Below are 21,526 nucleotides of genomic sequence, written 5' to 3'. Positions count from 1 at the left end.
GCGCCACCGGCCGCCGGACGTCCGAAGGCCCGGCCACCCCCGCCGGGGTGCCGGGCCTTCCGATGGACCGAGCGGGCTTACAGACCCGCGGCCGCGCGGAGCGCGTCCACGCGGTCGGTGCGCTCCCAGGTGAAGTCCGACAGCTCACGGCCGAAGTGACCGTAGGCCGCGGTCTGGGCGTAGATCGGGCGCAGCAGGTCGAGATCGCGGATGATCGCGGCCGGGCGCAGGTCGAAGACCTCGGAAATGGCCTTCTCGATCTTCTCGTGGTCGATGGTGGCGGTGCCGAAGGTCTCGACGAAGAGACCGACCGGCTCGGCCTTGCCGATGGCGTACGCGACCTGGACCTCGCAGCGCTGGGCGAGCCCGGCGGCGACGACGTTCTTGGCGACCCAGCGCATCGCGTAGGCGGCGGAGCGGTCGACCTTGGACGGGTCCTTGCCGGAGAAGGCGCCGCCACCGTGGCGGGACATCCCGCCGTAGGTGTCGATGATGATCTTGCGGCCGGTGAGACCGGCGTCACCCATCGGGCCGCCGATCTCGAAGCGGCCGGTGGGGTTGACCAGCAGGCGGTAGCCCTCGGTGTCCAGCTTGATGCCGTCCTCGACCAGCTCGTTCAACACATGCTCGACGACGAATTCCCGGATGTCGGGAGCGAGCAGCGAGTCCAGGTCGATGTCGGAGGCGTGCTGCGAGGAGACGACGACGGTGTCCAGCCGGACCGCCTTGTTGCCGTCGTACTCGATGGTGACCTGGGTCTTGCCGTCCGGGCGCAGGTAGGGGATGGTCCCGTTCTTGCGGACGTCGGACAGACGGCGGGAGAGCCGGTGCGCCAGGTTGATCGGCAGCGGCATCAGCTCGGGGGTCTCGTCGCATGCGTAGCCGAACATCAGGCCCTGGTCACCGGCGCCCTGCTTGTCCAGCTCGTCCTCGTCGCCCTCGACCCGGAGCTCATAGGCGGAGTCGACGCCCTGGGCGATGTCCGGGGACTGTGAGCCGATCGACACCGAGACACCGCAGGAGGCGCCGTCGAAGCCCTTCTTCGACGAGTCGTAGCCGATCTCGAGGATCTTGTTGCGGACGAGCGTCGCGATCGGAGCGTACGCCTTGGTCGTCACCTCGCCGGCCACATGCACCAGGCCGGTGGTGATCAGGGTCTCGACCGCGACCCGGGAGGTCGGGTCCTCCTTGAGGAGGGCGTCGAGGATGGTGTCGCTGATCTGGTCAGCGATCTTGTCAGGGTGACCCTCGGTCACGGATTCCGAGGTGAACAGGCGGCGGGACACATCGCTCCCTGGGGTTGCAGCGGCTGCTGGCTGATCATGGGCGGGACCGCTCGGGGGCTGCGCCCGGTGCGGTTCCTCGGCCAGTTTATCCGGCGGGTGGGCCGGTCGAGCATCCCCGTCCCACAGAACGGGCAGGCCGTGACCTGGAACATACCTCGCCGGGAGCGGAAAAACAGCCAGGGCGGCCCTGCAGGAAGGTGTCATGGCCCGATCGGAGGCGCTCCGGCCACGGGCCGGGCCGGTCAGCCCAGCCGGGCCGCCACAAGATCCCAGACGGTGTCGGCCAGGGCGTCCTTGGGGCCGTACGGAACGGGCGTCTCGGTGCCGTCGGCCGCAAGCACAACGGCCTCATTGGCATCGGAGCCAAACGTCTTGTGCTCCCCCACCTCGTTCACCACGAGCAGATCGCAGCCCTTGCGGGCCAGCTTGGCGCGGCCGTTGGCCAGCACGTCGTCGGTTTCGGCGGCGAAGCCCACGACGATCTGGCCGGGGCGGGCGCGATCCGCGGAGATCTCCGCGAGAATGTCTGGATTTCGCACTAGGGCGAGCGGCTCGGGCTCGGCGCCCTCCTGCTTCTTGATCTTGCCCTGGGCGTAGTGGGCGGGCCGGAAGTCGGCGACGGCGGCGGCCATCACCACGGCGTCGGCGTCCGCGGCGGCCTTCAGGACCGCCTCCCGCAGCTGGGCGGCGGTGCCCGCGCGCACCACATCGGCACCGGCCGGGTCGGCCAGCTCGCTGTTGACCGAGACCAGGGTCACCCGGGCGCCCCGGGCGACGGCGGCGCGGGCGAGGGCGTAGCCCTGGCGGCCGGTGGAGCGGTTGCCGAGGAAGCGCACCGGGTCCAGCGGCTCACGGGTGCCGCCCGCGCTGATCACCACATGGCGCCCGGCGAGATCCTGCTCACCGGCGCGCTCGCCGCGGGCCAGCACCCGGCGGCAGACCTCGAAGATCTGCTCGGGGTCGGGCAGCCGGCCCTTGCCGGTGTCCACCCCGGTCAGCCGTCCGACGGCGGGCTCGATGACCAGCGCGCCCCGGCGGCGCAGGGTGGCCACGTTCTCCCGGGTGGCGGGGTGCTCCCACATCTCGGTGTGCATGGCGGGGGCGAAGACGACCGGACACCGCGCGGTGAGCAGCGTATTGGTCAACAGGTCGTCGGCGAGGCCGTGGGCGGCCTTGGCGAGGAGGTCGGCGGTGGCGGGGGCGACCACGACAAGATCGGCGGACTGGCCGATGCGGACGTGCGGGACTTCGTGGACCGACTCCCACACCTCGGTCCCCGCGGGCTGTCCGGACAGCGCCGACCAGGTGGCCTCGCCGACGAAGTGCAGCGCCGAGGCGGTGGGCACCACGCGGACGTCATGCCCCGACTCGGTGAGGCGCCGCAGCAGCTCACACGCCTTGTACGCGGCGATCCCGCCGCTGACGCCCAGCACGACCCTGGGCCTGTCCGCCGTGGTCATCGCTTGCCTCTCCCCGCCGTGTACGCCGTCGTACCCACCCATGACACACCACGAGCCCGGCATTCGGGACCTTCAGCCTCCGCTGGAAGGTGCCCCGTGCCGGGCCGGTGATGAGCGATCTGAGACTACTGCGCCGGGCCCTCGATGGCCTCGGAGGTCAGCAGACCCGCGTTGATCTCGCGGAGCGCGATCGAGAGCGGCTTCTCGTGGACGTGGGTGTCCACCAGGGGGCCGACGTACTCGAGCAGGCCCTCGCCGAGCTGGGAGTAGTACGCGTTGATCTGACGCGCACGCTTGGCCGCGTAGATCACGAGGCTGTACTTCGAGTCAGTGGCCTCGAGCAGCTCGTCGATCGGCGGGTTGATGATGCCCTCGGGCGCGGTGATGGAAGAGGACACGCTCTACCTTCCGAAAGGGGGAAAAAGATCTATAGAACCTTCATCAAGGCTAGCAGCTCGCGCGACACGTCCTCGACGGAGGTGTTGACCAGGGTCCGGTCGAACTCGGACTCCGCGGCCAGCTCGGTTCTGGCGGCCTCCAGCCGTCGCTCGATGACCTCCGGCGCCTCGGTGCCCCGGCCGGTGAGCCGGCGTACCAGCTCCTCCCAGCTGGGCGGGGCGAGGAAGACGAGCTGCGCCTCGGCCATGGACTCGCGGACCTGACGGGCGCCCTGGAGGTCGATCTCCAGGAGCACCGGCTCGCCCGCTTCGAGGCGGTCGAGGACGGCCTGCCGTGGGGTGCCGTAGCGGTTGCCCGCGAACTCGGCCCACTCCAGCAGCTCACCGTTGGCGATGAGCTTGTCGAACTCCCCGTCGTCCACGAAGAAGTACTGGACGCCGTGCTGCTCGCCGGGGCGGGGCTTACGGGTCGTGGCGGAGACCGAGAGCCAGACCGCGGGGTGTTCTGTGCGCAGATGGGCGACGACCGTGCTCTTGCCGACCCCGGAGGGGCCGGAGAGCACGGTCAGTCGCGGACGTGCGGAGTGTGCTGCCATGCAGCGATTATCCAGGTTCCCGGGGGTGCCTGGAAACGTCAGCCGGCGGCACCGCCGAACTCACGCTCGAGAGATGCGATCTGGTTGGAGCCGAGACCCCGCACACGGCGGCTCTCGGAGATGCCGAGGCGCTCCATGATCTGCTTGGCGCGGACCTTGCCGACGCCGGGCAGGGATTCGAGGAGAGCCGAGACCTTCATCTTGCCGATGACATCGTTCTCCTGGCCCTGCTTGATGACCTCGTGCAGGGAGGCGCCGGAGTGCTTGAGCCGATTCTTGACCTCGGCGCGCTCCCGGCGAGCCGCGGCGGCCTTTTCGAGCGCGGCTGCGCGCTGTTCAGGGGTAAGGGGCGGAAGAGCCACGCCTTCGTCACCTCGGATGTCGAACTGTCGGATATGGACCGGTGAGGAACCTAGTCGGCCCTCACCTGGGGAGCAACGTGCAACGCGCTTGCACGTTCGCTCTCGTCGGAGACTAGCGGCCCATCCCGCTCCAGTCAGCGAGAACAGACGAAAAGTCCTGGTCAGACTCGCTCGACCGGTACATTTCTGGACAAAATAACCTGGTTATTCGGCCACAGCGCGTACCTCGTCGGCCATTCGGGCCGCCGCCTCGACCAGCGAAGCCGCGTCCGGACCGTACCGGAGCACCCCTCGGCTCACACTCGGGACGACGTTCCGGACCGCCGCGCCGAAGACCCCGGGGAGGTCGGCCGGGGTCGCCCCCTGGGCGCCGATGCCGGGGGCGAGCAGCGGACCGTCGACCGTCAGCTCGGCGCCCGCCCGGGACGCCGCGGTGCCGAGGGTCGCGCCGACGACCGCGCCGAAGGAGCCGAGCCGCCCCTCGGCCGCCTCCGCGGCGTTCTCGGCCTTCAGGGACGCCAGCACCGAGGCGGCGACGGAGGTGCCGTCCGCCCGCACCGCGTGCTGCACCTCGGCGCCCTCCGGGTTGGAGGTCAGCGCCAGCACGAACACCCCCGCCCCGCTCGCCCGCGCCGCGTCCAGCGCCGGGCGCAGCGAGCCGAAGCCGAGGTAGGGGCTGACGGTGACCGCGTCGGAGAACAGCGGGCTGCCGGGGTCCAGATAGGCCGCGGCGTACGCGCCCATGGTGGAGCCGATGTCCCCGCGCTTGGCGTCCATGAGGACCAGCGCCCCGGCGGCGCGGGCGTCGGCCACGGCCCGCTCCAGGACGGCGATACCGCGCGAGCCGAAGCGCTCGAAGAAGGCCGACTGCGGCTTGAGGACGGCGACCCGCTCGGCGAGGGCGTCCACCACGGTGCGGGTGAACCGCTCCAGGCCCGCCACATCGTCCCCGAGCCCCCATTCGGTGAGCAGGGAGGCGTGCGGGTCGATGCCGACGCACAGCGGGCCGCGGGTGTCCATGGCGGCGCGCAGCCGGGCGCCGAACGGGGCGGTGGTCATGCGGTCTCCTTACGGGCCTCGGCGCCGACGGCGTCGGCGAGGGTGGCGTAGGGGGAGGCGGCCAGCCGGTCGGCGAGGCCGCGGTGGATCTCCCGGCACCAGAAGGGGCCCCGGTAGATGAACGCGCTGTAGCCCTGGACCAGCGTGGCGCCGGCGAGGATGCGCTCCCAGGCGTCGTCCGCGGTCTCGATCCCGCCGACGCCGACGAGGGTGATCCGGTCCCCCACGCGCGCGTACAGCCGCCGCAGCACCTGAAGGGAGCGGGCCTTCAGCGGCGCGCCGGACAGTCCGCCGGTCTCGCCGGTGAGCTCCGCGCCGGAGCGCAGGCCCAACCCGTCGCGGGCGATGGTGGTGTTGGTGGCGATGATGCCGTCCAGGCCCAGCTCGACGGCGAGGTCGGCGACCGCGTCCACGTCCTCGTCGGCGAGATCCGGCGCGATCTTGACCAGCAGCGGCACCCGGCGGCCGGTGACGGTGCGGTCGGCGGCCTCGCGGACGGCGGTCAGCAGCGGCCGCAGATGGTCCACGGCCTGGAGGTTCCTCAGTCCGGGGGTATTGGGCGAGGAGACGTTGACGACGAGGTAGTCGGCGTGGGCGGCCAGCCGCTCGGTGGATGTCACATAGTCGCCGACGGCTTCCGCCTCCGGGACGACCTTGGTCTTGCCGATGTTGACGCCCACCGTCGTACGGAAGACGGCGCGGCGGCCGGCCAGCCGGGCGGCGACCGCGGCCGAGCCGTCGTTGTTGAAGCCCATGCGGTTGATCAGGGCGCGGTCGGCGATCAGCCGGAAGAGCCGCTGCTTGGGGTTGCCGGGCTGCGGCTGGGCGGTGACGGTGCCGATCTCGACGTGGTCGAAGCCGAGCATGGCCATGCCGTCGATGGCGGCGGCGTTCTTGTCGAACCCGGCGGCGAGCCCGAACGGGCCGTGCATCCGCAGCCCCAGCGCCTCGGTGCGCAAGCCCTTGTGGCGGGGGGCGAGGACGGCGGCGGCGACGGTACGCAGGACGGGGATGCGGGCGGCGAGCCGGATCCAGCCGAAGGCCAGGTGGTGGGCCTTCTCCGGGTCCATGCGCCGGAAGACCAGACGGAACAGGAGCTGGTACATGGTCTCTTTCTGGGAGGGGGAACGGCGGGGGGATCATGAAGAGGGGGACACCGGCCGGTGTCCCCCTCCCTCGCCTCAGTCCTCGCGGGCGGCGGTCAGATGTTCCGCGTGTTCCTGGAGCGACCGGACGCCGACCGTGCCCCGGCCCAGCGCCTCGATGCCCTGTACGGCGGCGGCCAGCGCCTGGACCGTGGTCAGGCAGGGGACGCCACGGGCGACGGCGGCCGTACGGATGTCGTAGCCGTCGAGGCGGCCGCCGGTGCCGTACGGGGTGTTGACGATCAGGTCGACCTGGCCGTCGTGGATCAGCTGGACGATGGTCTTCTCGCCGTCCGGGCCCTCGCCCTCGCTCTGCTTGCGCACCACGGTGGCGTTGATGCCGTTGCGCTTGAGGACCTCCGCGGTGCCCGAGGTGGCCATGAGCTCGAAGCCGAGGCCGACCAGTTCACGGGCCGGGAAGATCATCGAGCGCTTGTCGCGGTTGGCCACCGAGACGAACGCGCGCCCCTTGGTCGGCAGCGCGCCGTACGCCCCGGCCTGCGACTTGGCGTACGCCGAGCCGAAGACCGAGTCGATGCCCATGACCTCGCCGGTGGAGCGCATCTCCGGGCCGAGAATGGTGTCCACACCGCGCCCGGAGGAGTCGCGGAACCGGCTCCACGGCATCACGGCCTCCTTGACGGAGATCGGCGCGTCCATGGGCAGGGTGCCGCCGTCACCGGCCGCCGGGAGCAGCCCCTCGGCGCGCAGTTCGGCGATGGTCGCGCCCAGCGAGATCCGGGCGGCGGCCTTGGCCAGCGGTACCGCGGTGGCCTTGGAGGTGAAGGGCACCGTACGGGAGGCGCGGGGGTTCGCCTCCAATACGTACAGAATGTCCCCGGCCATCGCGAACTGGATGTTGATCAGGCCGCGCACCCCGACGCCGCGCGCGATGGCCTCGGTGGAGGCCCGCAGCCGCTTGATGTCGAAGCCGCCGAGGGTGATCGGGGGCAGGGCGCACGCCGAGTCGCCGGAGTGGATACCGGCCTCCTCGATGTGCTCCATGACGCCGCCGAGGTAGAGCTCGTGGCCGTCGTAGAGCGCGTCCACGTCGATCTCTATGGCGTCGTCGAGGAAGCGGTCGATGAGCACCGGGTGCTCGGAGATCAGACCCGCGTGCCGCTCCAGGTACGCGGCGAGCGAGGGCTCGTCGTAGACGATCTCCATGCCACGGCCGCCCAGCACATAGGACGGGCGGACCATGACCGGGTAACCGATCTCGGCGGCGATGCCCTTGGCCTGCTCGAAGGAGAAGGCGGTGCCGTACTTGGGCGCGGGCAGCCCGGCCTCGGTGAGCACTCGGCCGAAGGCGCCGCGCTCCTCGGCGAGGTTGATCGCCTCGGGCGAGGTGCCGACGATCGGCACACCGTTGTCCTTGAGCGCCTGGGCCAGGCCCAGCGGGGTCTGGCCGCCGAGTTGGACGATCACTCCGGCGACCGGGCCCGCCTGCTGTTCGGCGTGGACGATCTCCAGCACGTCCTCCAGGGTGAGCGGCTCGAAGTAGAGCCGGTCGGAGGTGTCGTAGTCGGTGGAGACGGTCTCCGGGTTGCAGTTGACCATGACGGTCTCGTAGCCCGCGTCGTGCAGCGCGAAGGAGGCGTGGACGCAGGAGTAGTCGAACTCGATGCCCTGGCCGATGCGGTTGGGGCCCGAGCCGAGGATGATCACCGCGGGGGTCTCGCGCGGGGCGACCTCGGACTCCTCGTCGTAGGAGGAGTAGAAGTACGGGGTCCTCGCGGCGAATTCGGCGGCGCAGGTGTCGACCGTCTTGTAGACGGGCCGGACGCCGAGGGCGTGCCGCACCTCACGCACCACGTCCTCGCGCAGCGAGCGGATCCCGGCGATCTGGGCGTCGGAGAAGCCGTGCCGCTTGGCCTCGGTGAGCAGCTCCGGGCCCAGCTTGTCGGCGGCGGCCAGCTCGTCCGCGATCTCCTTGATCAGGAACAGCTGGTCCACGAACCACGGGTCGATCTTCGTGGCGTCGAAGACCTCCTGCGGGGTGGCCCCGGCGCGGATGGCCTCCATGACGGTGTTGATCCGGCCGTCGGTGGGGATCACGGCCCGCTGGAGGAGCTCGGCCTTGTTGCCGGGCTCACCGGCGAAGTCGAACTGGCTGCCCTTCTTCTCCAGCGAGCGCAGCGCCTTCTGGAGCGCCTCGGTGAAGTTGCGGCCGATGGCCATGGCCTCGCCGACCGACTTCATGGTGGTGGTCAGCCGGGCGTCGGCGGCCGGGAACTTCTCGAAGGCGAACCGCGGCACCTTGACCACGACGTAGTCGAGCGTGGGCTCGAAGGACGCCGGGGTCTGCTCGGTGATGTCGTTGGGGATCTCGTCGAGGGTGTAGCCCACGGCCAGCCGGGCGGCGATCTTGGCGATCGGGAAGCCGGTCGCCTTGGAGGCCAGCGCCGAGGAGCGGGAGACGCGCGGGTTCATCTCGATGACGATGACCCGGCCGTCCTCGGGGTTGACCGCGAACTGGATGTTGCAGCCGCCGGTGTCCACCCCGACCTCGCGGATCACGGCGATGCCGATATCGCGCAGGATCTGGTACTCGCGGTCGGTGAGCGTCATCGCCGGGGCGACGGTGATGGAGTCACCGGTGTGCACGCCCATGGGGTCGAAGTTCTCGATGGAGCAGACGACCACGACGTTGTCGTGCTTGTCGCGCATCAGCTCCAGCTCGTACTCCTTCCAGCCGAGGATGGACTCCTCCAGGAGCACCTCGGTGGTCGGCGAGAGGGTCAGGCCCTGGCCCGCGATCCGGCGCAGCTCGTCCTCGTCGTGGGCGAAGCCGGAACCGGCGCCGCCCATGGTGAAGGAGGGGCGGACGACGACCGGGTAGCCGCCGAGCTCCTCGACACCGGCGAGGACGTCGTCCATGGAGTGGCAGATGACCGAACGGGCGGACTCACCGTGGCCGATCTTGGTGTTGACCGCCTCGACGACCTCCTTGAACCGGTCGCGGTCCTCACCCTTGTGGATGGCCTCGACATTGGCGCCGATCAGCTCGACGCCGTACTCGACGAGGGTGCCCGCCTCATGCAGGGAGATCGCCGTGTTGAGGGCGGTCTGCCCGCCCAGGGTGGGCAGCAGCGCGTCGGGGCGCTCCTTGGCGATGATCTTCTCGACGAACTCGGGGGTGATCGGCTCGACGTAGGTGGCGTCGGCGATCTCCGGGTCGGTCATGATCGTGGCCGGGTTGGAGTTGACCAGGATGACCCGCAGCCCCTCGGCCTTGAGGACACGGCACGCCTGGGTGCCGGAGTAGTCGAACTCGGCGGCCTGGCCGATGACGATCGGGCCGGAGCCGATGACCAGAACGGACTGGATGTCGGTGCGCTTAGGCACGCTGGCCCTCCATCAGGGTGACGAAGCGGTCGAACAGGTACGCGGCGTCGTGCGGACCTGCGGCGGCTTCGGGGTGGTACTGGACGCTGAAGGCGGGGCGGTCGAGGAGCCGCAGCCCCTCGACCACGTTGTCGTTCAGGCAGACATGGGAGACCTCGGCCCGCCCGTAGGGGGTGTCGGAGGGCGCGTCGAGCGGGGCGTCGACGGCGAAGCCGTGGTTGTGCGCGGTGACCTCGACCTTGCCGGTGGAACGGTCCTGCACCGGCTGGTTGATCCCGCGGTGACCGTACTTCAGCTTGTAGGTGCCGAAGCCCAGGGCCCGGCCGAGGATCTGGTTGCCGAAGCAGATGCCGAACAGCGGGGTGGAGCGCTCCAGCACTCCGCGCATCAGGGAGACCGGGTGGTCGGCGGTGGCCGGGTCGCCCGGTCCGTTGGAGAAGAACACCCCGTCCGGACCGACGGCGTAGATGTCCTCCAGGGTGGCGGTGGCGGGCAGCACGTGCACCTCGATACCGCGCTCGGCCATCCGGTGCGGGGTCATGCCCTTGATGCCGAGGTCGATCGCGGCCACGGTGAACCGCTTGGTGCCGATCGCCGGGACGACATAGGTCTCGTCGGTGGCGACCTCGCCGCTGAGGTCCGCGCCCTTCATCTGCGGGGCGGCCTGCACCTTGGCCAGCAGCGCGGCCTCGTCGGCGATCGCCTCGCCGGAGAAGATGCCCACCCGCATGGCGCCGCGCTCGCGCAGATGGCGGGTGAGGGCGCGGGTGTCGATACCGCTGATGCCGACGACACCCTGGGCGGTCAGCTCCTCGTCGAGGGAACGGCGGGAGCGCCAGTTGGAGGGCGTACGGGCGGGGTCGCGCACCACATAGCCGGAGACCCAGATGCGCTTCGACTCGGGGTCCTCGTCGTTGACGCCGGTGTTCCCGATGTGCGGGGCGGTCATGACGACGACCTGGCGGTGGTAGGACGGGTCGGTCAGGGTCTCCTGGTAGCCGGTCATCCCGGTGGAGAACACCGCCTCGCCGAAGGTCTCCCCCACGGCCCCGTAGGCACGGCCACGGAAGGTGCGGCCGTCCTCCAGGACGAGTACGGCGGGGGTCTTGGCCCCCCGGGTGGAGGTCGTCATCGTGCGCCTTCCTGGTTGTGCTCGGTGTTCTTGACGGCCAGGGCGTCGACCCAGGCCGCGTGTTCGGCGGCGTGGTCGGAGCGGAAACCGGAGTCGATCTCCCGGTCGCCGAGCCGCCAGGTGATGATCAGCAGCCCGCCCTCGGCGAGGACCTTGCCCGCGATGCCCTTGTCGAGCCGGGCGCCGCGCACGCTGTCCGCAGGGATGAAGAAGTCCTGGGCCCCGGGCCGTACGACGTTCACGCCCTCGTCGGTGAGGGTCAGTTCGACGCGGCTGCGGGTGCCGAGGCCACGGGCCACGATCCGGTCGAGCCACTGCCCCGCGGTGGTGGAGCCGTGGTAGCGGCCGGTCATCGTCAAAATGGGCTCGCCGGGCTCGGCGGGGGCCTGGGGCAGCTCGGGCAGATCGCCCTGGAGGGTGCCGCGCCACTTCCAGCCCTCGCGCATCAGCCAGTAGACGAGCCCGATGACCAGCAGCAGTCCGACGACCCAGCCGATCCGCGCGGCCCAGTCCGTCACGTCCTGCGACTTCTGGTCGGCGGCCAGGACCGCGAGGCCCGCCGCCGGATTGCTCAGAGGTGTCACGCCAGCTTCCCGTCCATGACCGTCGCCCGGCCCCGCAGGAAGGTGTGCGTCACGCGGCCCGGCAGTTCGCGGCCCTCGTAGGGGGTGTTGCGGCTGCGGGAGGCGAAGCCCGCGGGGTTCACCACACCACGGTAAGCGGAGTCGAGCAGGGTGAGGTTGGCGGGCTCCCCGGCGGCGATGGGACGGCCCTGGCCGGTGAGGCGGCCGATCACCGAGGGGCGGTGGGACATCCGGTCGGCGACGCCCGCCCAGTCCAGCAGCCCGGTGTCCACCATCGTGTGCTGGACCACCGACAGCGCGGTCTCCAGGCCCACCATGCCCATGGCCGCCGCGCCCCACTCGCAGTCCTTGTCCTCGTGCGGATGCGGGGCGTGGTCGGTGGCGACGCAGTCGATGGTGCCGTCGGCCAGCGCCTCGCGCAGCGCCATGACGTCGGCCTCGGTGCGCAGCGGCGGGTTCACCTTGTAGACGGGGTTGTAGGACCGGACGAGCTCGTCGGTGAGGAGCAGGTGGTGCGGGGTGACCTCGGCGGTGACGTGCCAGCCCTTGGACTTGGCCCAGCGGACGATCTCGACCGAGCCCGCGGTGGACAGATGGCAGATGTGCACCCGGGAGCCGACGTGCGCGGCGAGCAGCACATCGCGGGCGATGATCGACTCCTCGGCGACGGCGGGCCAGCCGCCGAGGCCGAGCTCGGCGGAGACGATGCCCTCGTTCATCTGGGCGCCCTCGGTGAGCCGGGGCTCCTGGGCGTGCTGGGCGATCACACCGTCGAACGCCTTCACATACTCCAGGGCGCGGCGCATGATCACGGCGTCGTCGACGCACTTGCCGTCGTCGGAGAAGACGCGCACCCCGGCGGCGGAGTCGTGCATCGCGCCCAGTTCGGCGAGCTTCTTGCCCTCCAGGCCGACGGTGACGGCGCCCACGGGCTGGACGTCGCAGTAGCCGGACTCCTTGCCGAGCCGCCAGACCTGCTCGACGACGCCCGCGGTGTCGGCGACCGGGAAGGTGTTGGCCATGGCGTGGACGGCGGTGAACCCGCCGACGGCGGCGGCCTTGGTGCCGGTGAGGACGGTCTCGGAGTCCTCGCGGCCGGGCTCGCGCAGATGGGTGTGCAGATCGACCAGGCCGGGCAGCAGGATCTGTCCGGCGGCCTCGATCACGGTGGCGCCGACAGGGGCGTCCAGGCCGGTGCCGACGGCGACGATGCGCTCGCCCTCGATCAGCACGTCCTGCGGCTCGCCGCCGAGCACCTTCGCGCCGCGCAGCAGCGTCGTGTTCGTGTCGCTCATGGTTACTTGCTCTCCTCGGTGCGGGCGGCGGCGACGGCGGACTCGTTCCCGCCGAGCAGCAGATACAGGACGGCCATGCGGATGGAGACGCCGTTGGTGACCTGCTCCACGGCGGTGCAGCGGTCGGAGTCGGCGACCTCGGCGGTGATCTCCATCCCGCGGTTCATCGGGCCGGGGTGCATGACGATGGCGTGCTCGGGCATCCGGGCCATCCGGTCGCCGTCCAGGCCGTAGCGGCGCGCGTACTCACGCTCGGTGGGGAAGAAGGCGGCGTTCATCCGCTCGCGCTGGACGCGCAGCATCATCACGGCGTCGGACTTGCCCACCACCGCGTCCAGGTCGTAGGCGACCTCGCAGGGCCAGCTCTCGACGCCGAAGGGCACCAGGGTCGGCGGGGCGACCAGGGTGACCTCGGCGCCCAGAGTGGACAGCAGATGGACGTTGGAGCGGGCCACCCGGCTGTGCAGGATGTCGCCGACGATGGTGATCCGGCGGCCGCTGAGGTCCTGGCCGGTGCCGGAGGTCAGATGGCGGCGCATGGTGAAGGCGTCGAGCAGCGCCTGGGTGGGGTGCTCATGGGTGCCGTCACCGGCGTTGACGACGGAGCCGCCGATCCAGCCGGAGGTGGCGAGCCGGTGCGGGGCGCCGGAGGCGTGGTGGCGGATGACCACCGCGTCGGCGCCCATCGCCTCCAGGGTGAGCGCGGTGTCCTTCAGGGACTCGCCCTTGGAGACCGAGGAGCCCTTGGCGGAGAAGTTGATGACGTCGGCGGACAGCCGCTTGGCGGCCGCCTCGAAGGAGATGCGGGTGCGGGTGGAGTCCTCGAAGAAGAGGTTGACGACGGTACGGCCGCGCAGGGTCGGCAGCTTCTTGATCGGCCGGTCGGCGAGCCGGGCCAGCTCCTCGGCGGTGTCGAGGATCAGGACGGCGTCATCGCGCGAGAGGTCGGCGGCCGAGATGAGGTGGCGCTTCATCCGGATGCTCCGTGGGTGAAGGAGGTGTGCGGGCGTACGGGCGGGCAGGCGCGGCCCGGTGGCGGCAGGGCGGCACCGGGGCGTCCGGCGGCCGGTCCCCGGGATCGCCGGGTGCCGTGCCGTCGGGCAGGCGCTACTGCCCGTCCGCGGGGGTGGTCTCGCGCAGGCCGAGGAGGACGCTGTCGCGGCCGTCCTCCTCGGTGAGCTGGACCTTGACCGTCTCCCGCAGCGACGTCGGGAGGTTCTTGCCGACGTAGTCGGCGCGGATCGGCAGTTCCCGGTGGCCGCGGTCGACGAGGACCGCCAGCTGGACCGCGCGGGGGCGCCCGATGTCACCCAGGGCGTCGAGCGCGGCGCGGATGGTGCGGCCCGAGAAGAGCACATCGTCGACCAGGACCACCAGGCGGCCGTCGATGCCGTCGCCGGGAATCTCGGTGCGGGCGAGCGCGCGGGCCGGGCGCAGCCGCAGGTCGTCGCGGTACATGGTGATGTCGAGCGAGCCGACGGGGACCTCACCGGGCGCCCGGTCGGTGATCTCCTCCAGCCGGGCGGCCAGCCGCCGGGCGAGATGGACACCGCGGGTGGGGATACCGAGCAGCACCACGTCGTCGGCGCCCTTGGCGCGCTCGACGATCTCGTGGGCGATGCGGGTGAGGACGCGCGCGATATCGGGTGCTTCCAGCACCGAGCGCGCGGCGTTCGAGGTGTGTGCGTCCATACGAAACGGACCTCCTTCTCCGCCTCACTGGACGGACCTTAAAGGACGTCGGAATTGCGCCATTCACAGTAGCAGGGGCGTGCGGGCCGTCCGCCAACACCCCTGGCGGGAGCCCCTCCGCCCCATTCGGCTTGACGAACCGAGATTACGCTGCGTAACCTCACAGTGAGTTACCAGTCTTCGTCCGGGGAGCTTTATGTCCAGCGAATACGCCAAACAGCTCGGGGCCAAGCTCCGCGCCATCCGCACCCAGCAGGGCCTCTCCCTCCACGGTGTCGAGGAGAAGTCGCAGGGCCGTTGGAAGGCCGTCGTGGTGGGATCGTACGAGCGCGGCGACCGCGCCGTGACCGTGCAGCGTCTCGCCGAGCTGGCCGACTTCTACGGCGTCCCGGTGCAGGAGCTGCTTCCGGGCACAAGCCCGGCCGGCGCCGCCGAGCCGCCGCCGAAGCTGGTACTGGACCTGGAGCGGCTGGCCCATGTGCCGGTCGAGAAGGCGGGCCCGCTCCAGCGGTATGCCGCAACGATCCAGAGCCAGCGTGGTGACTACAACGGCAAGGTGCTCTCGATCCGCCAGGACGATCTGCGCACCCTCGCCGTTATCTACGACCAGTCGCCCTCCGTGCTGACCGAGCAGCTGATCAGCTGGGGTGTGCTGGGCGCCGACGCCCGTCGCGCCGTCCAGCACGAGGACGTCTGAGCGGCCTGAGCCGCCTCAGACGCTTTCGGACGCCTTCGGTCGTCTTTCTGTCCTCAACCAGCAGAAACGTGCCGCCGGGGGCGGTGGAGACCCCAGTGAGGTCCTCCACCGCCCCCGGCGGTTTCCGTATGAGGTCCGGCCTCAGCCGCAGCGCATCACGCCGGATGCTCGAGATCCCGGCGCAGACTCGGCTTCAGCTCCTTGAAGCGGCCCAGCAGGCCGTTGACAAAGGCCGGCGAGTCATCGGTGGAGAACTCCTTGGCGAGCTGCACCGCCTCGTCGATCACCACCGCGTCCGGGGTCGCGTCCTCCCACACCAGCTCGTACGCGCCGAGCCGCAGGATGTTCCGGTCGACGACCGGCATCCGGTCCAGCGTCCAGCCCACCGCATAGGTGGCGATCAGCTCGTCGATCCGGGCGGTGTGCTGCGCGTACCCCTCGACCAGCTGCATCGTGTACTCGCTGACCGGAGGCTGCCGGTCGTCGGTCCGGGCGTGCCGTATCCAGTCCGCGAGGACGGTCTGCACGGAGCTGCCACGCTGATCGGCCTCGAAGAGAATCTGAAAGGCACGCTTGCGGGCCTTGTTGCGGGCAGCCACGGTTAGTTGTTCACCCGACCGAGGTACTCACCGGAACGGGTGTCAACCTTGATCTTTTCACCGGTGGTGATGAAGAGCGGCACACCGATCTCATAGCCGGTCTCCAGCTTGGCCGGCTTGGTGCCACCGGTGGAGCGGTCACCCTGGACGCCCGGCTCGGTGTACTCGATCACGAGCTCGACGGCCGCGGGCAGCTCGACGTAGAGCGGGTTGCCCTCGTACATCGCGACGACCGCCTCGAATCCCTCGAGGAGGTAGCGGGCGTTGTCGCCGACGACCTCGGGGGTGATGTAGATCTGGTCGAACGTGTCCATGTCCATGAACACAAAGCTCTCGCCGTCCTTGTACGAGAACTGCATGCCGCGCTTGTCGACATTGGCCGTCTCGACCTTCACGCCGGCATTGAAGGTCTTGTCGACCACCTTGCCGGACAGCACGTTCTTGAGCTTGGTGCGCACGAAAGCAGGGCCCTTGCCGGGCTTGACGTGCTGGAACTCGACGACGGACCAGAGCTGGCCGCCTTCGAGCTTGAGCACCATGCCGTTCTTGAGGTCGTTCGTGGATGCCACGGTTGCGGGATCTCCTGGACTGGCAGCTGATGGAGACCAGAAAGATGCGGCGCGCCGTTTGTCAGCCGAAGCCGAAGCTAGAGCGCGAGCAGCTCTTTGGTCGTGATGGTGAGTAGCTCGGGTCCGCCGTCCGCCTCGGGGCGGACGACGAGCGTGTCGTCGATCCGGACACCGCCCCGGCCCGGGAGGTGGACCCCCGGCTCGACGGTGACCGGCACACAAGCGTCCAGTTTACCCATGGCCGACGGTGCGAGCCGAGGGTCCTCGTCGATTTCCAGGCCCACACCGTGTCCGGTACGGGGTTCCAGCCCGTCTCCGTAGCCCGCCGCGTCCAGCACCTGACGGGTCACCCGGTCCACGTCCCGGTACCCGGTTCCGGGCACCAGGGCCTCCCGACCGGCCCGCTGAGCGGCGAAGACCAGGTCGTACAGCTCGACCTGCCAGTCCGCGGGCGAGGGGCCGATGACAAACGTCCGTCCCACCTGGCAGCGGTAGCCGCGGTACTCCGCGCCCAGGCAGATGGTGAGGAAATCCCCCTCCTCGACCCGGCGGTCGGTGGGCAGATGCCCGGCCCGTCCGGCGTTCGGCCCGGCGGCCACCACGGTGGGGAAGGCCGGTCCGTCCGCGCCGTGATCCACCAGCCGGCGCTCCAGCTCCAGCGCCAGATGGCGTTCGGTCCGGCCCACCAGGATCGATTCCAGCAGCTCACCGAGGGCCTGATCGGCCAGCTCCCCGGCGATCCGCAATCGGGAGATCTCCTCGTCGTCCTTGATCAGCCGCAGCTGTTCCACCGCCCGGCCGAGGTCGGCCAGCAGCAGCTTGGGAGCGGCACAGCCGAGCGCCCGGTGCCGGGCGACGGTCAGATCGTGCTCCTCGACCGCCAGTGACTCGGCGCCGTCGGCCGCGGCCAGATCGGCGGCGGCCACGGCCGGATCGCCGTCGGGGCCGGGCAGCATCAGCAGCCGCAGATCCTCGGGGTGCGACGGGGACCCCACCCCCCAGCTCGGTGCCGTCGGAGTCTCGGACGCCACCAGCACATCCTGTGCCGGACCGAGGAGCAGTACGGCGCCGGGCGGCGCGACACCGCACAGATAGCGCACATTGGCCGGCCGGGAGACCAGCGCGGCGCCGTTCCCGGCCGTGGCGCACTGGTCGCGCAGGCGGGCACGGCGAACGGCGTACACCTCGGACATGACCCCGAGCGTACGCAGGGTCACGCCCGGCGGCCGGTCGAGCGGGTCCGTATGGGCGGGTCCGTGCGACGGGCCCTGGGCTACCAGGTGGGCGGGCTCGCGATGGAGCGGGCGACGACCTCGTCCAGCATCCGCGCGGTGGTCTCCACATCCTGCGTGGAGTTGTCGATGATCGGCAGCCCGGAGCCGTACCACCCGGCCATCCGGCCGTGGATACGGGCCACTTCCTCATCGCTGAGGCGGCGGTTGCCGCTGCGCTCCGCGTTCCGCTCCAGCACGATCTCCAGACCGGGCAGCACCACCACGGGCAGCAGCCCGGGGCCGACATGGCGCTTCCAGCCGCCGAGCCCGACCACCGGGCGGTCCGGGAAGACCGCGTCGTCAAGGATGCAGGAAATGCCGTTGGCCAGGAAGTTACGGGCGGCGAAGCCGCAGGTGCGGCGGGCCAGCCGGTACTGCGCCTCGGAGTTCTCGTTCCACCCCGACTGGGGGTTGGCGAATCCGGATCTGACCCATTCGCGGACGTCGTCCAGGCTGATGTGGGCGGTGGGCACCCGCCGGCGGTCGGCCCAGTGGCGGGCGACCGTGGTCTTGCCCGCCCCCGCCGGGCCGATCAGCAGCACCGCCACCGCGGTCTGCGAGGCGTCGGGCACCGCCTGGTCCGGCGAGGGGTGCGGCAGCGGCACCGGGCCGCCGGGCGGCAGCTGGACATGGCCGGTGACACCCACCGTCTCGGCGGGCGGCGGCGCCACGGAGGGAACCGATGCCTGGGGTACGGGCGGAGGCACGTGCGGAGGCGGGGCCTGATGCGGAGGCGGGACCGGATGGGCGGGCGCCGGGGGCACGGGCGGAACGGGAGGGTTCGGGTGAGGGCCCGGGTGGTGGCTTGCGCCTTGGGCCCAGCCTGCGCCCTGCGGCCCGGGCCCCTGCCCCGGCCCATGGGGCGGTGGCAGCGGAGCTCCCACTGCGTGCTGCATCCGGTGGCACTCCGTCTCGTACAGGCAAGTTACGGCAACTGTCGCATAGCGAGGCGGCGGTGAGGCCGCTCGTACCGAACGGTACCTGCCCGAACGTCCGCTGTGTGAACGGCAGACAAACCTGTTGCGTGCCCGGTACACCGCGTCAGCCAGGCAATTCCTCGCCGGACGGCGGCGGCTGCGAGCTCCCGGAGCGGTTTTGCCGGAGCCCGCGGCGGTACCGCGGGCTCCGGCGGCGATGACGGAGTTGTGACGGAATCCGGCCATAAGGCCGGTGGTCCGCACCGGACAACGGCCTCGCTCAGGCCGAGATCTCGCCATACGCCGCGAGCAGCACGGCCGGGTCCGGCCCCTCCAGGACCGACGGCTTGGCAAGACCGTCGAGGACGATGAAGCGCAGCAGGTCACCGCGGGACTTCTTGTCGACCTTCATGGTCTCCAGCAGCCGGGGCCACTGGTCGCCGCGGTAGGTCAGCGGCAGGCCCACGGCCTCCAGTACGGTGCGGTGCCGGTCGGCGGTGGCGTCGTCCAAACGGCCCGCGAGACGGCCGAGTTCGGCCGCGAAGACCATGCCGACGGACACCGCGGCGCCGTGCCGCCAGTTGTAGCGCTCGTTCTTCTCGATGGCGTGCGCGAGGGTGTGCCCGTAGTTGAGGATCTCGCGCAGACCGGACTCCTTGAGGTCGCTGGAGACGACCTCGGCCTTGACCCTGATCGAGCGCTCGATCAGCTCGGCGGTGTGCGGACCCGTGGGGGTGCGGGCCGCGGCCGGATCCCGCTCGATGAGCTCCAGGATCTCCGGGTCGGCGATGAAGCCCGCCTTGATGATCTCGGCCAGCCCGCTGACGTAGTCGTTGACCGGCAGCGAGTCCAGCGCGGCCAAGTCGCACAGCACCCCGGCCGGCGGGTGGAAGGCGCCGACGAGGTTCTTGCCCTCGGCCGTGTTGATCCCGGTCTTGCCGCCGACCGCCGCGTCCACCATGCCCAGCACGGTGGTCGGCACGGCGATCCAGCGCACTCCGCGCAGCCAGGTGGCGGCCACGAAGCCCGCGATATCGGTGGTGGCGCCGCCGCCGACGCCGACGATCACATCGGTGCGGGTGAAGCCGGTCTGGCCGAGCGCCTTCCAGCAGTACGCGGCGACCTCGGCGGTCTTGGCCTCCTCCGCGTTCGGCAGCTGGATGGCGATGGCCTCGTAGCCCTGGTCGGCGAGATCCTGGCGGATGGCTTCACCGGTCTCGGCCAGCGCCTCCGGGTGCAGCACAGCCACGCGCTGGGCCGCCGCCCCGATCAGCCCGGGCAGCTCGCCGAGCAGCTGCCGCCCGACCAGGACCTCGTACGGCGCGGTCCCGGCCGTACCGGCGATCTGGATGCGCGTGGGGGTATCGGTGGTCATGCCTTCTTCAGCTCCAGTGCGTCCAGGACGGCGTCGGCGACATCTTCGGGGGTACGGCCCTCGGTCGCCACCACGGCACGGGCGACCTCGGTGTACAGGGGGCGGCGCTGTTCCATCAGCTCACGCCAGCGCTGCCGCGGATTGACGGCGAGCAGCGGACGCGGGGCGTCCAGACCGGTGCGCCGGACGGCCTCGGCGACGCCCATCTCGAGGAAGACGACCGGCCGCCCGGCCAGCAGGGCGCGGGTGCCCTCGTCCATGACCGCGCCGCCGCCCAGGGCGAGCACGCCGGTGTGCTCGGCGACCGCGGTCCGCACCGCCTGCCGCTCCAGCTCACGGAAGTGCGGCTCGCCCAGGTCGATGAAGATCTCCGAGATCTCCTTGCCCGAGGTGGCGACGATATCGGTGTCGGTGTCGCGGAAGGTGGTGCCCAGCCGGTCCGCGAGCACCCGCCCGACGGTCGACTTGCCTACGCCCATGGGCCCGACCAGGACCACCGCGGGCCCGTCCGGCCCGCTCACGGCGCTCACCGGATGGCCAGGTTCTCGAGGAAGCTCCGCACATTGCGGCGGGTCTCGGTGATCGAGTCACCGCCGAACTTCTCCGCGACCGCGTCCGCCAGCACCAGCGCGACCATCGCCTCGGCGACGATCCCGGCCGCCGGGACCGCGCAGACATCGGAGCGCTGGTGGTGGGCCTTGGTCGGCTCGCCGGTGGTGACATCGACCGTGGCCAGGGCGCGCGGCACGGTCGCGATCGGCTTCATCGCGGCCCGGACGCGCAGCAGCTCGCCGGTGGTCAGCCCGCCCTCTGTGCCGCCGGAGCGGCCGGAGGCGCGCTTGAGGCCGTCGTCGGTCGGCAGGATCTCGTCATGCGCCTTGGAGCCGGGCACCCGGGCGAGGTCGAAGCCGTCGCCGACCTCGACGCCCTTGATGGCCTGGATGCCCATGAGCGCGGCCGCCAGCCGGGCGTCGAGCCGCCGGTCCCAGTGCACATGCGAGCCGAGGCCCACCGGCACGCCGTAGGCCAGCACCTCGACCACGCCGCCGAGGGTGTCGCCGTCCTTGTGGGCCTGGTCGATCTCGGCCACCATCGCCTTGCTCGCGTCGGCGTCCAGGCAGCGCACCGGGTCGGCGTCCAGCTTCTCGACGTCGGAGGGCTTGGGGTAGACGCCGTAGGGGGCCTTGGCGGCGGCAAGCTCCACCACATGGGAGACGATCTCGATCCCGGCGGTCTCCTTCAGGTAGGAGCGGGCGACGGTGCCGAGCGCGACCCGGGCAGCGGTCTCCCGGGCGCTGGCGCGCTCCAGGATCGGCCGGGCCTCGTCGAAGCCGTACTTCTGCATCCCGGCCAGGTCGGCGTGACCGGGGCGGGGGCGGGTGAGCGGCGCGTTACGGGCCAGCCCCGCCAGGATCTCCTCGTCCACCGGGTCGGCCGCCATGACCTGCTCCCACTTCGGCCATTCCGTGTTGCCGACCATGATGGCGACCGGGGAGCCGATGGTCAGACCGTGGCGTACACCGCCGAGGAAGGTGACCTCGTCACGCTCGAACTTCATCCGGGCACCGCGGCCATAGCCGAGCCGCCGCCGCGCCAGGGCGTCCGCCACCATGTCGGTGGTGATCGGCACACCGGCGGGCAGCCCCTCCAGCGTCGCCACGAGTGCGGGGCCGTGCGACTCCCCCGCGGTCAGCCAACGCAACCTGCTCAACGGTGCTCCCTCATGCTTCGCGCCTCG

Annotated in this window: 21 protein-coding genes; 1 reads left to right on the top strand and 20 read right to left on the bottom strand. The window is 71.0% G+C overall.

All coding sequences use genetic code 11. The features are described from left to right. Window positions 1–77 precede the first annotated feature (77 nt). The 13 genes from metK to pyrR all read right to left on the bottom strand — a co-directional run bounded on the left by metK (window position 78) and on the right by pyrR (window position 14,357). The gene (gene metK, locus JK363_RS07880; protein ID WP_201873118.1) at window positions 78–1,286 is read right to left on the bottom strand and encodes a methionine adenosyltransferase; all 1,209 of its coding nucleotides are present in this window, start codon (window positions 1,284–1,286) and stop codon (window positions 78–80) included. Between the two features lie 242 nt (window positions 1,287–1,528). Continuing rightward, complete coding sequence (gene coaBC, locus JK363_RS07875; RefSeq protein ID WP_201873117.1) at window positions 1,529–2,746, bottom strand: bifunctional phosphopantothenoylcysteine decarboxylase/phosphopantothenate--cysteine ligase CoaBC; 1,218 nt, start codon at window positions 2,744–2,746, stop codon at window positions 1,529–1,531. A gap of 125 nt (window positions 2,747–2,871) precedes the next feature. After that, on the bottom strand, window positions 2,872–3,144 hold the full coding sequence (rpoZ, locus tag JK363_RS07870) for a DNA-directed RNA polymerase subunit omega (RefSeq protein WP_005319902.1): 273 nt from the start codon (window positions 3,142–3,144) through the stop codon (window positions 2,872–2,874). Window positions 3,145–3,173: 29 nt separating this feature from the next. Beyond that, window positions 3,174–3,740 (bottom strand): guanylate kinase, encoded by a 567-nt coding sequence (gene gmk / locus JK363_RS07865; RefSeq protein WP_201873116.1) that lies wholly within the window; start codon window positions 3,738–3,740, stop codon window positions 3,174–3,176. Window positions 3,741–3,778: 38 nt separating this feature from the next. Next, entirely contained in the window at window positions 3,779–4,102 is a 324-nt protein-coding gene (locus JK363_RS07860) for an integration host factor (RefSeq protein WP_009713618.1), read from the bottom strand. Window positions 4,103–4,306: 204 nt separating this feature from the next. After that, window positions 4,307–5,161, bottom strand: coding sequence for an orotidine-5'-phosphate decarboxylase (gene pyrF / locus JK363_RS07855; RefSeq protein WP_201873114.1), 855 nt, complete (start codon window positions 5,159–5,161; stop codon window positions 4,307–4,309). Further along, entirely contained in the window at window positions 5,158–6,267 is a 1,110-nt protein-coding gene (locus tag JK363_RS07850; RefSeq protein WP_201873112.1) for a quinone-dependent dihydroorotate dehydrogenase, read from the bottom strand. The genes pyrF and JK363_RS07850 overlap by 4 nt, the downstream gene beginning before the upstream one ends. A 75-nt stretch (window positions 6,268–6,342) precedes the next feature. Further along, window positions 6,343–9,654: a carbamoyl-phosphate synthase large subunit gene (carB, locus tag JK363_RS07845; RefSeq protein WP_201873109.1), complete on the bottom strand. Its 3,312-nt coding sequence runs from the start codon at window positions 9,652–9,654 to the stop codon at window positions 6,343–6,345. Further along, window positions 9,647–10,786, bottom strand: coding sequence for a glutamine-hydrolyzing carbamoyl-phosphate synthase small subunit (carA, locus tag JK363_RS07840; RefSeq protein ID WP_201873096.1), 1,140 nt, complete (start codon window positions 10,784–10,786; stop codon window positions 9,647–9,649). The genes carB and carA overlap by 8 nt, the downstream gene beginning before the upstream one ends. Beyond that, window positions 10,783–11,370 (bottom strand): PH-like domain-containing protein, encoded by a 588-nt coding sequence (locus JK363_RS07835; protein ID WP_201873086.1) that lies wholly within the window; start codon window positions 11,368–11,370, stop codon window positions 10,783–10,785. Before JK363_RS07835 ends, carA begins: the two co-directional genes overlap by 4 nt. Beyond that, on the bottom strand, window positions 11,367–12,665 hold the full coding sequence (locus tag JK363_RS07830; protein WP_201873084.1) for a dihydroorotase: 1,299 nt from the start codon (window positions 12,663–12,665) through the stop codon (window positions 11,367–11,369). Before JK363_RS07830 ends, JK363_RS07835 begins: the two co-directional genes overlap by 4 nt. Before the next feature lie 2 nt (window positions 12,666–12,667). Then, window positions 12,668–13,639 (bottom strand): aspartate carbamoyltransferase catalytic subunit, encoded by a 972-nt coding sequence (locus JK363_RS07825; RefSeq protein ID WP_201873074.1) that lies wholly within the window; start codon window positions 13,637–13,639, stop codon window positions 12,668–12,670. A gap of 133 nt (window positions 13,640–13,772) precedes the next feature. Next, window positions 13,773–14,357 (bottom strand): bifunctional pyr operon transcriptional regulator/uracil phosphoribosyltransferase PyrR, encoded by a 585-nt coding sequence (pyrR, locus tag JK363_RS07820; protein ID WP_201873070.1) that lies wholly within the window; start codon window positions 14,355–14,357, stop codon window positions 13,773–13,775. 196 nt (window positions 14,358–14,553) lie between these two features. On the opposite strand from pyrR, the gene bldD reads away from it, so the two are divergent. Beyond that, window positions 14,554–15,054 (top strand): transcriptional regulator BldD, encoded by a 501-nt coding sequence (gene bldD, locus JK363_RS07815; RefSeq protein ID WP_014056259.1) that lies wholly within the window; start codon window positions 14,554–14,556, stop codon window positions 15,052–15,054. Window positions 15,055–15,209: 155 nt separating this feature from the next. On the opposite strand, the gene nusB is transcribed toward bldD, so the two are convergent. From nusB to aroC, 7 genes are all read right to left on the bottom strand, one after another. Next, window positions 15,210–15,653, bottom strand: coding sequence for a transcription antitermination factor NusB (gene nusB, locus JK363_RS07810; protein WP_201873067.1), 444 nt, complete (start codon window positions 15,651–15,653; stop codon window positions 15,210–15,212). A gap of 2 nt (window positions 15,654–15,655) precedes the next feature. Beyond that, window positions 15,656–16,222 (bottom strand): elongation factor P, encoded by a 567-nt coding sequence (gene efp / locus JK363_RS07805; RefSeq protein WP_060950464.1) that lies wholly within the window; start codon window positions 16,220–16,222, stop codon window positions 15,656–15,658. A 77-nt stretch (window positions 16,223–16,299) separates the two neighbouring features. Beyond that, entirely contained in the window at window positions 16,300–17,415 is a 1,116-nt protein-coding gene (locus JK363_RS07800) for an aminopeptidase P family protein (protein ID WP_201873065.1), read from the bottom strand. A gap of 80 nt (window positions 17,416–17,495) precedes the next feature. After that, window positions 17,496–18,392: a Pro-rich N-terminal domain-containing protein gene (locus tag JK363_RS07795; RefSeq protein WP_201873063.1), complete on the bottom strand. Its 897-nt coding sequence runs from the start codon at window positions 18,390–18,392 to the stop codon at window positions 17,496–17,498. A 301-nt stretch (window positions 18,393–18,693) separates the two neighbouring features. Further along, window positions 18,694–19,788 (bottom strand): 3-dehydroquinate synthase, encoded by a 1,095-nt coding sequence (gene aroB, locus JK363_RS07790; protein ID WP_201873061.1) that lies wholly within the window; start codon window positions 19,786–19,788, stop codon window positions 18,694–18,696. Then, on the bottom strand, window positions 19,785–20,267 hold the full coding sequence (locus JK363_RS07785; RefSeq protein ID WP_215910685.1) for a shikimate kinase: 483 nt from the start codon (window positions 20,265–20,267) through the stop codon (window positions 19,785–19,787). Before JK363_RS07785 ends, aroB begins: the two co-directional genes overlap by 4 nt. A 47-nt stretch (window positions 20,268–20,314) precedes the next feature. Continuing rightward, window positions 20,315–21,499, bottom strand: coding sequence for a chorismate synthase (aroC, locus tag JK363_RS07780; protein WP_201873057.1), 1,185 nt, complete (start codon window positions 21,497–21,499; stop codon window positions 20,315–20,317). Between the last annotated feature and the right edge of the window lie 27 nt (window positions 21,500–21,526).

This window comes from Streptomyces coffeae, from assembly GCF_016741875.1.
Taxonomy (GTDB): domain Bacteria; phylum Actinomycetota; class Actinomycetes; order Streptomycetales; family Streptomycetaceae; genus Streptomyces; species Streptomyces coffeae.
The sequence above is the reverse complement of the archived record's forward strand: the minus strand, read 5'-3'. Positions and strand labels throughout refer to the sequence as shown.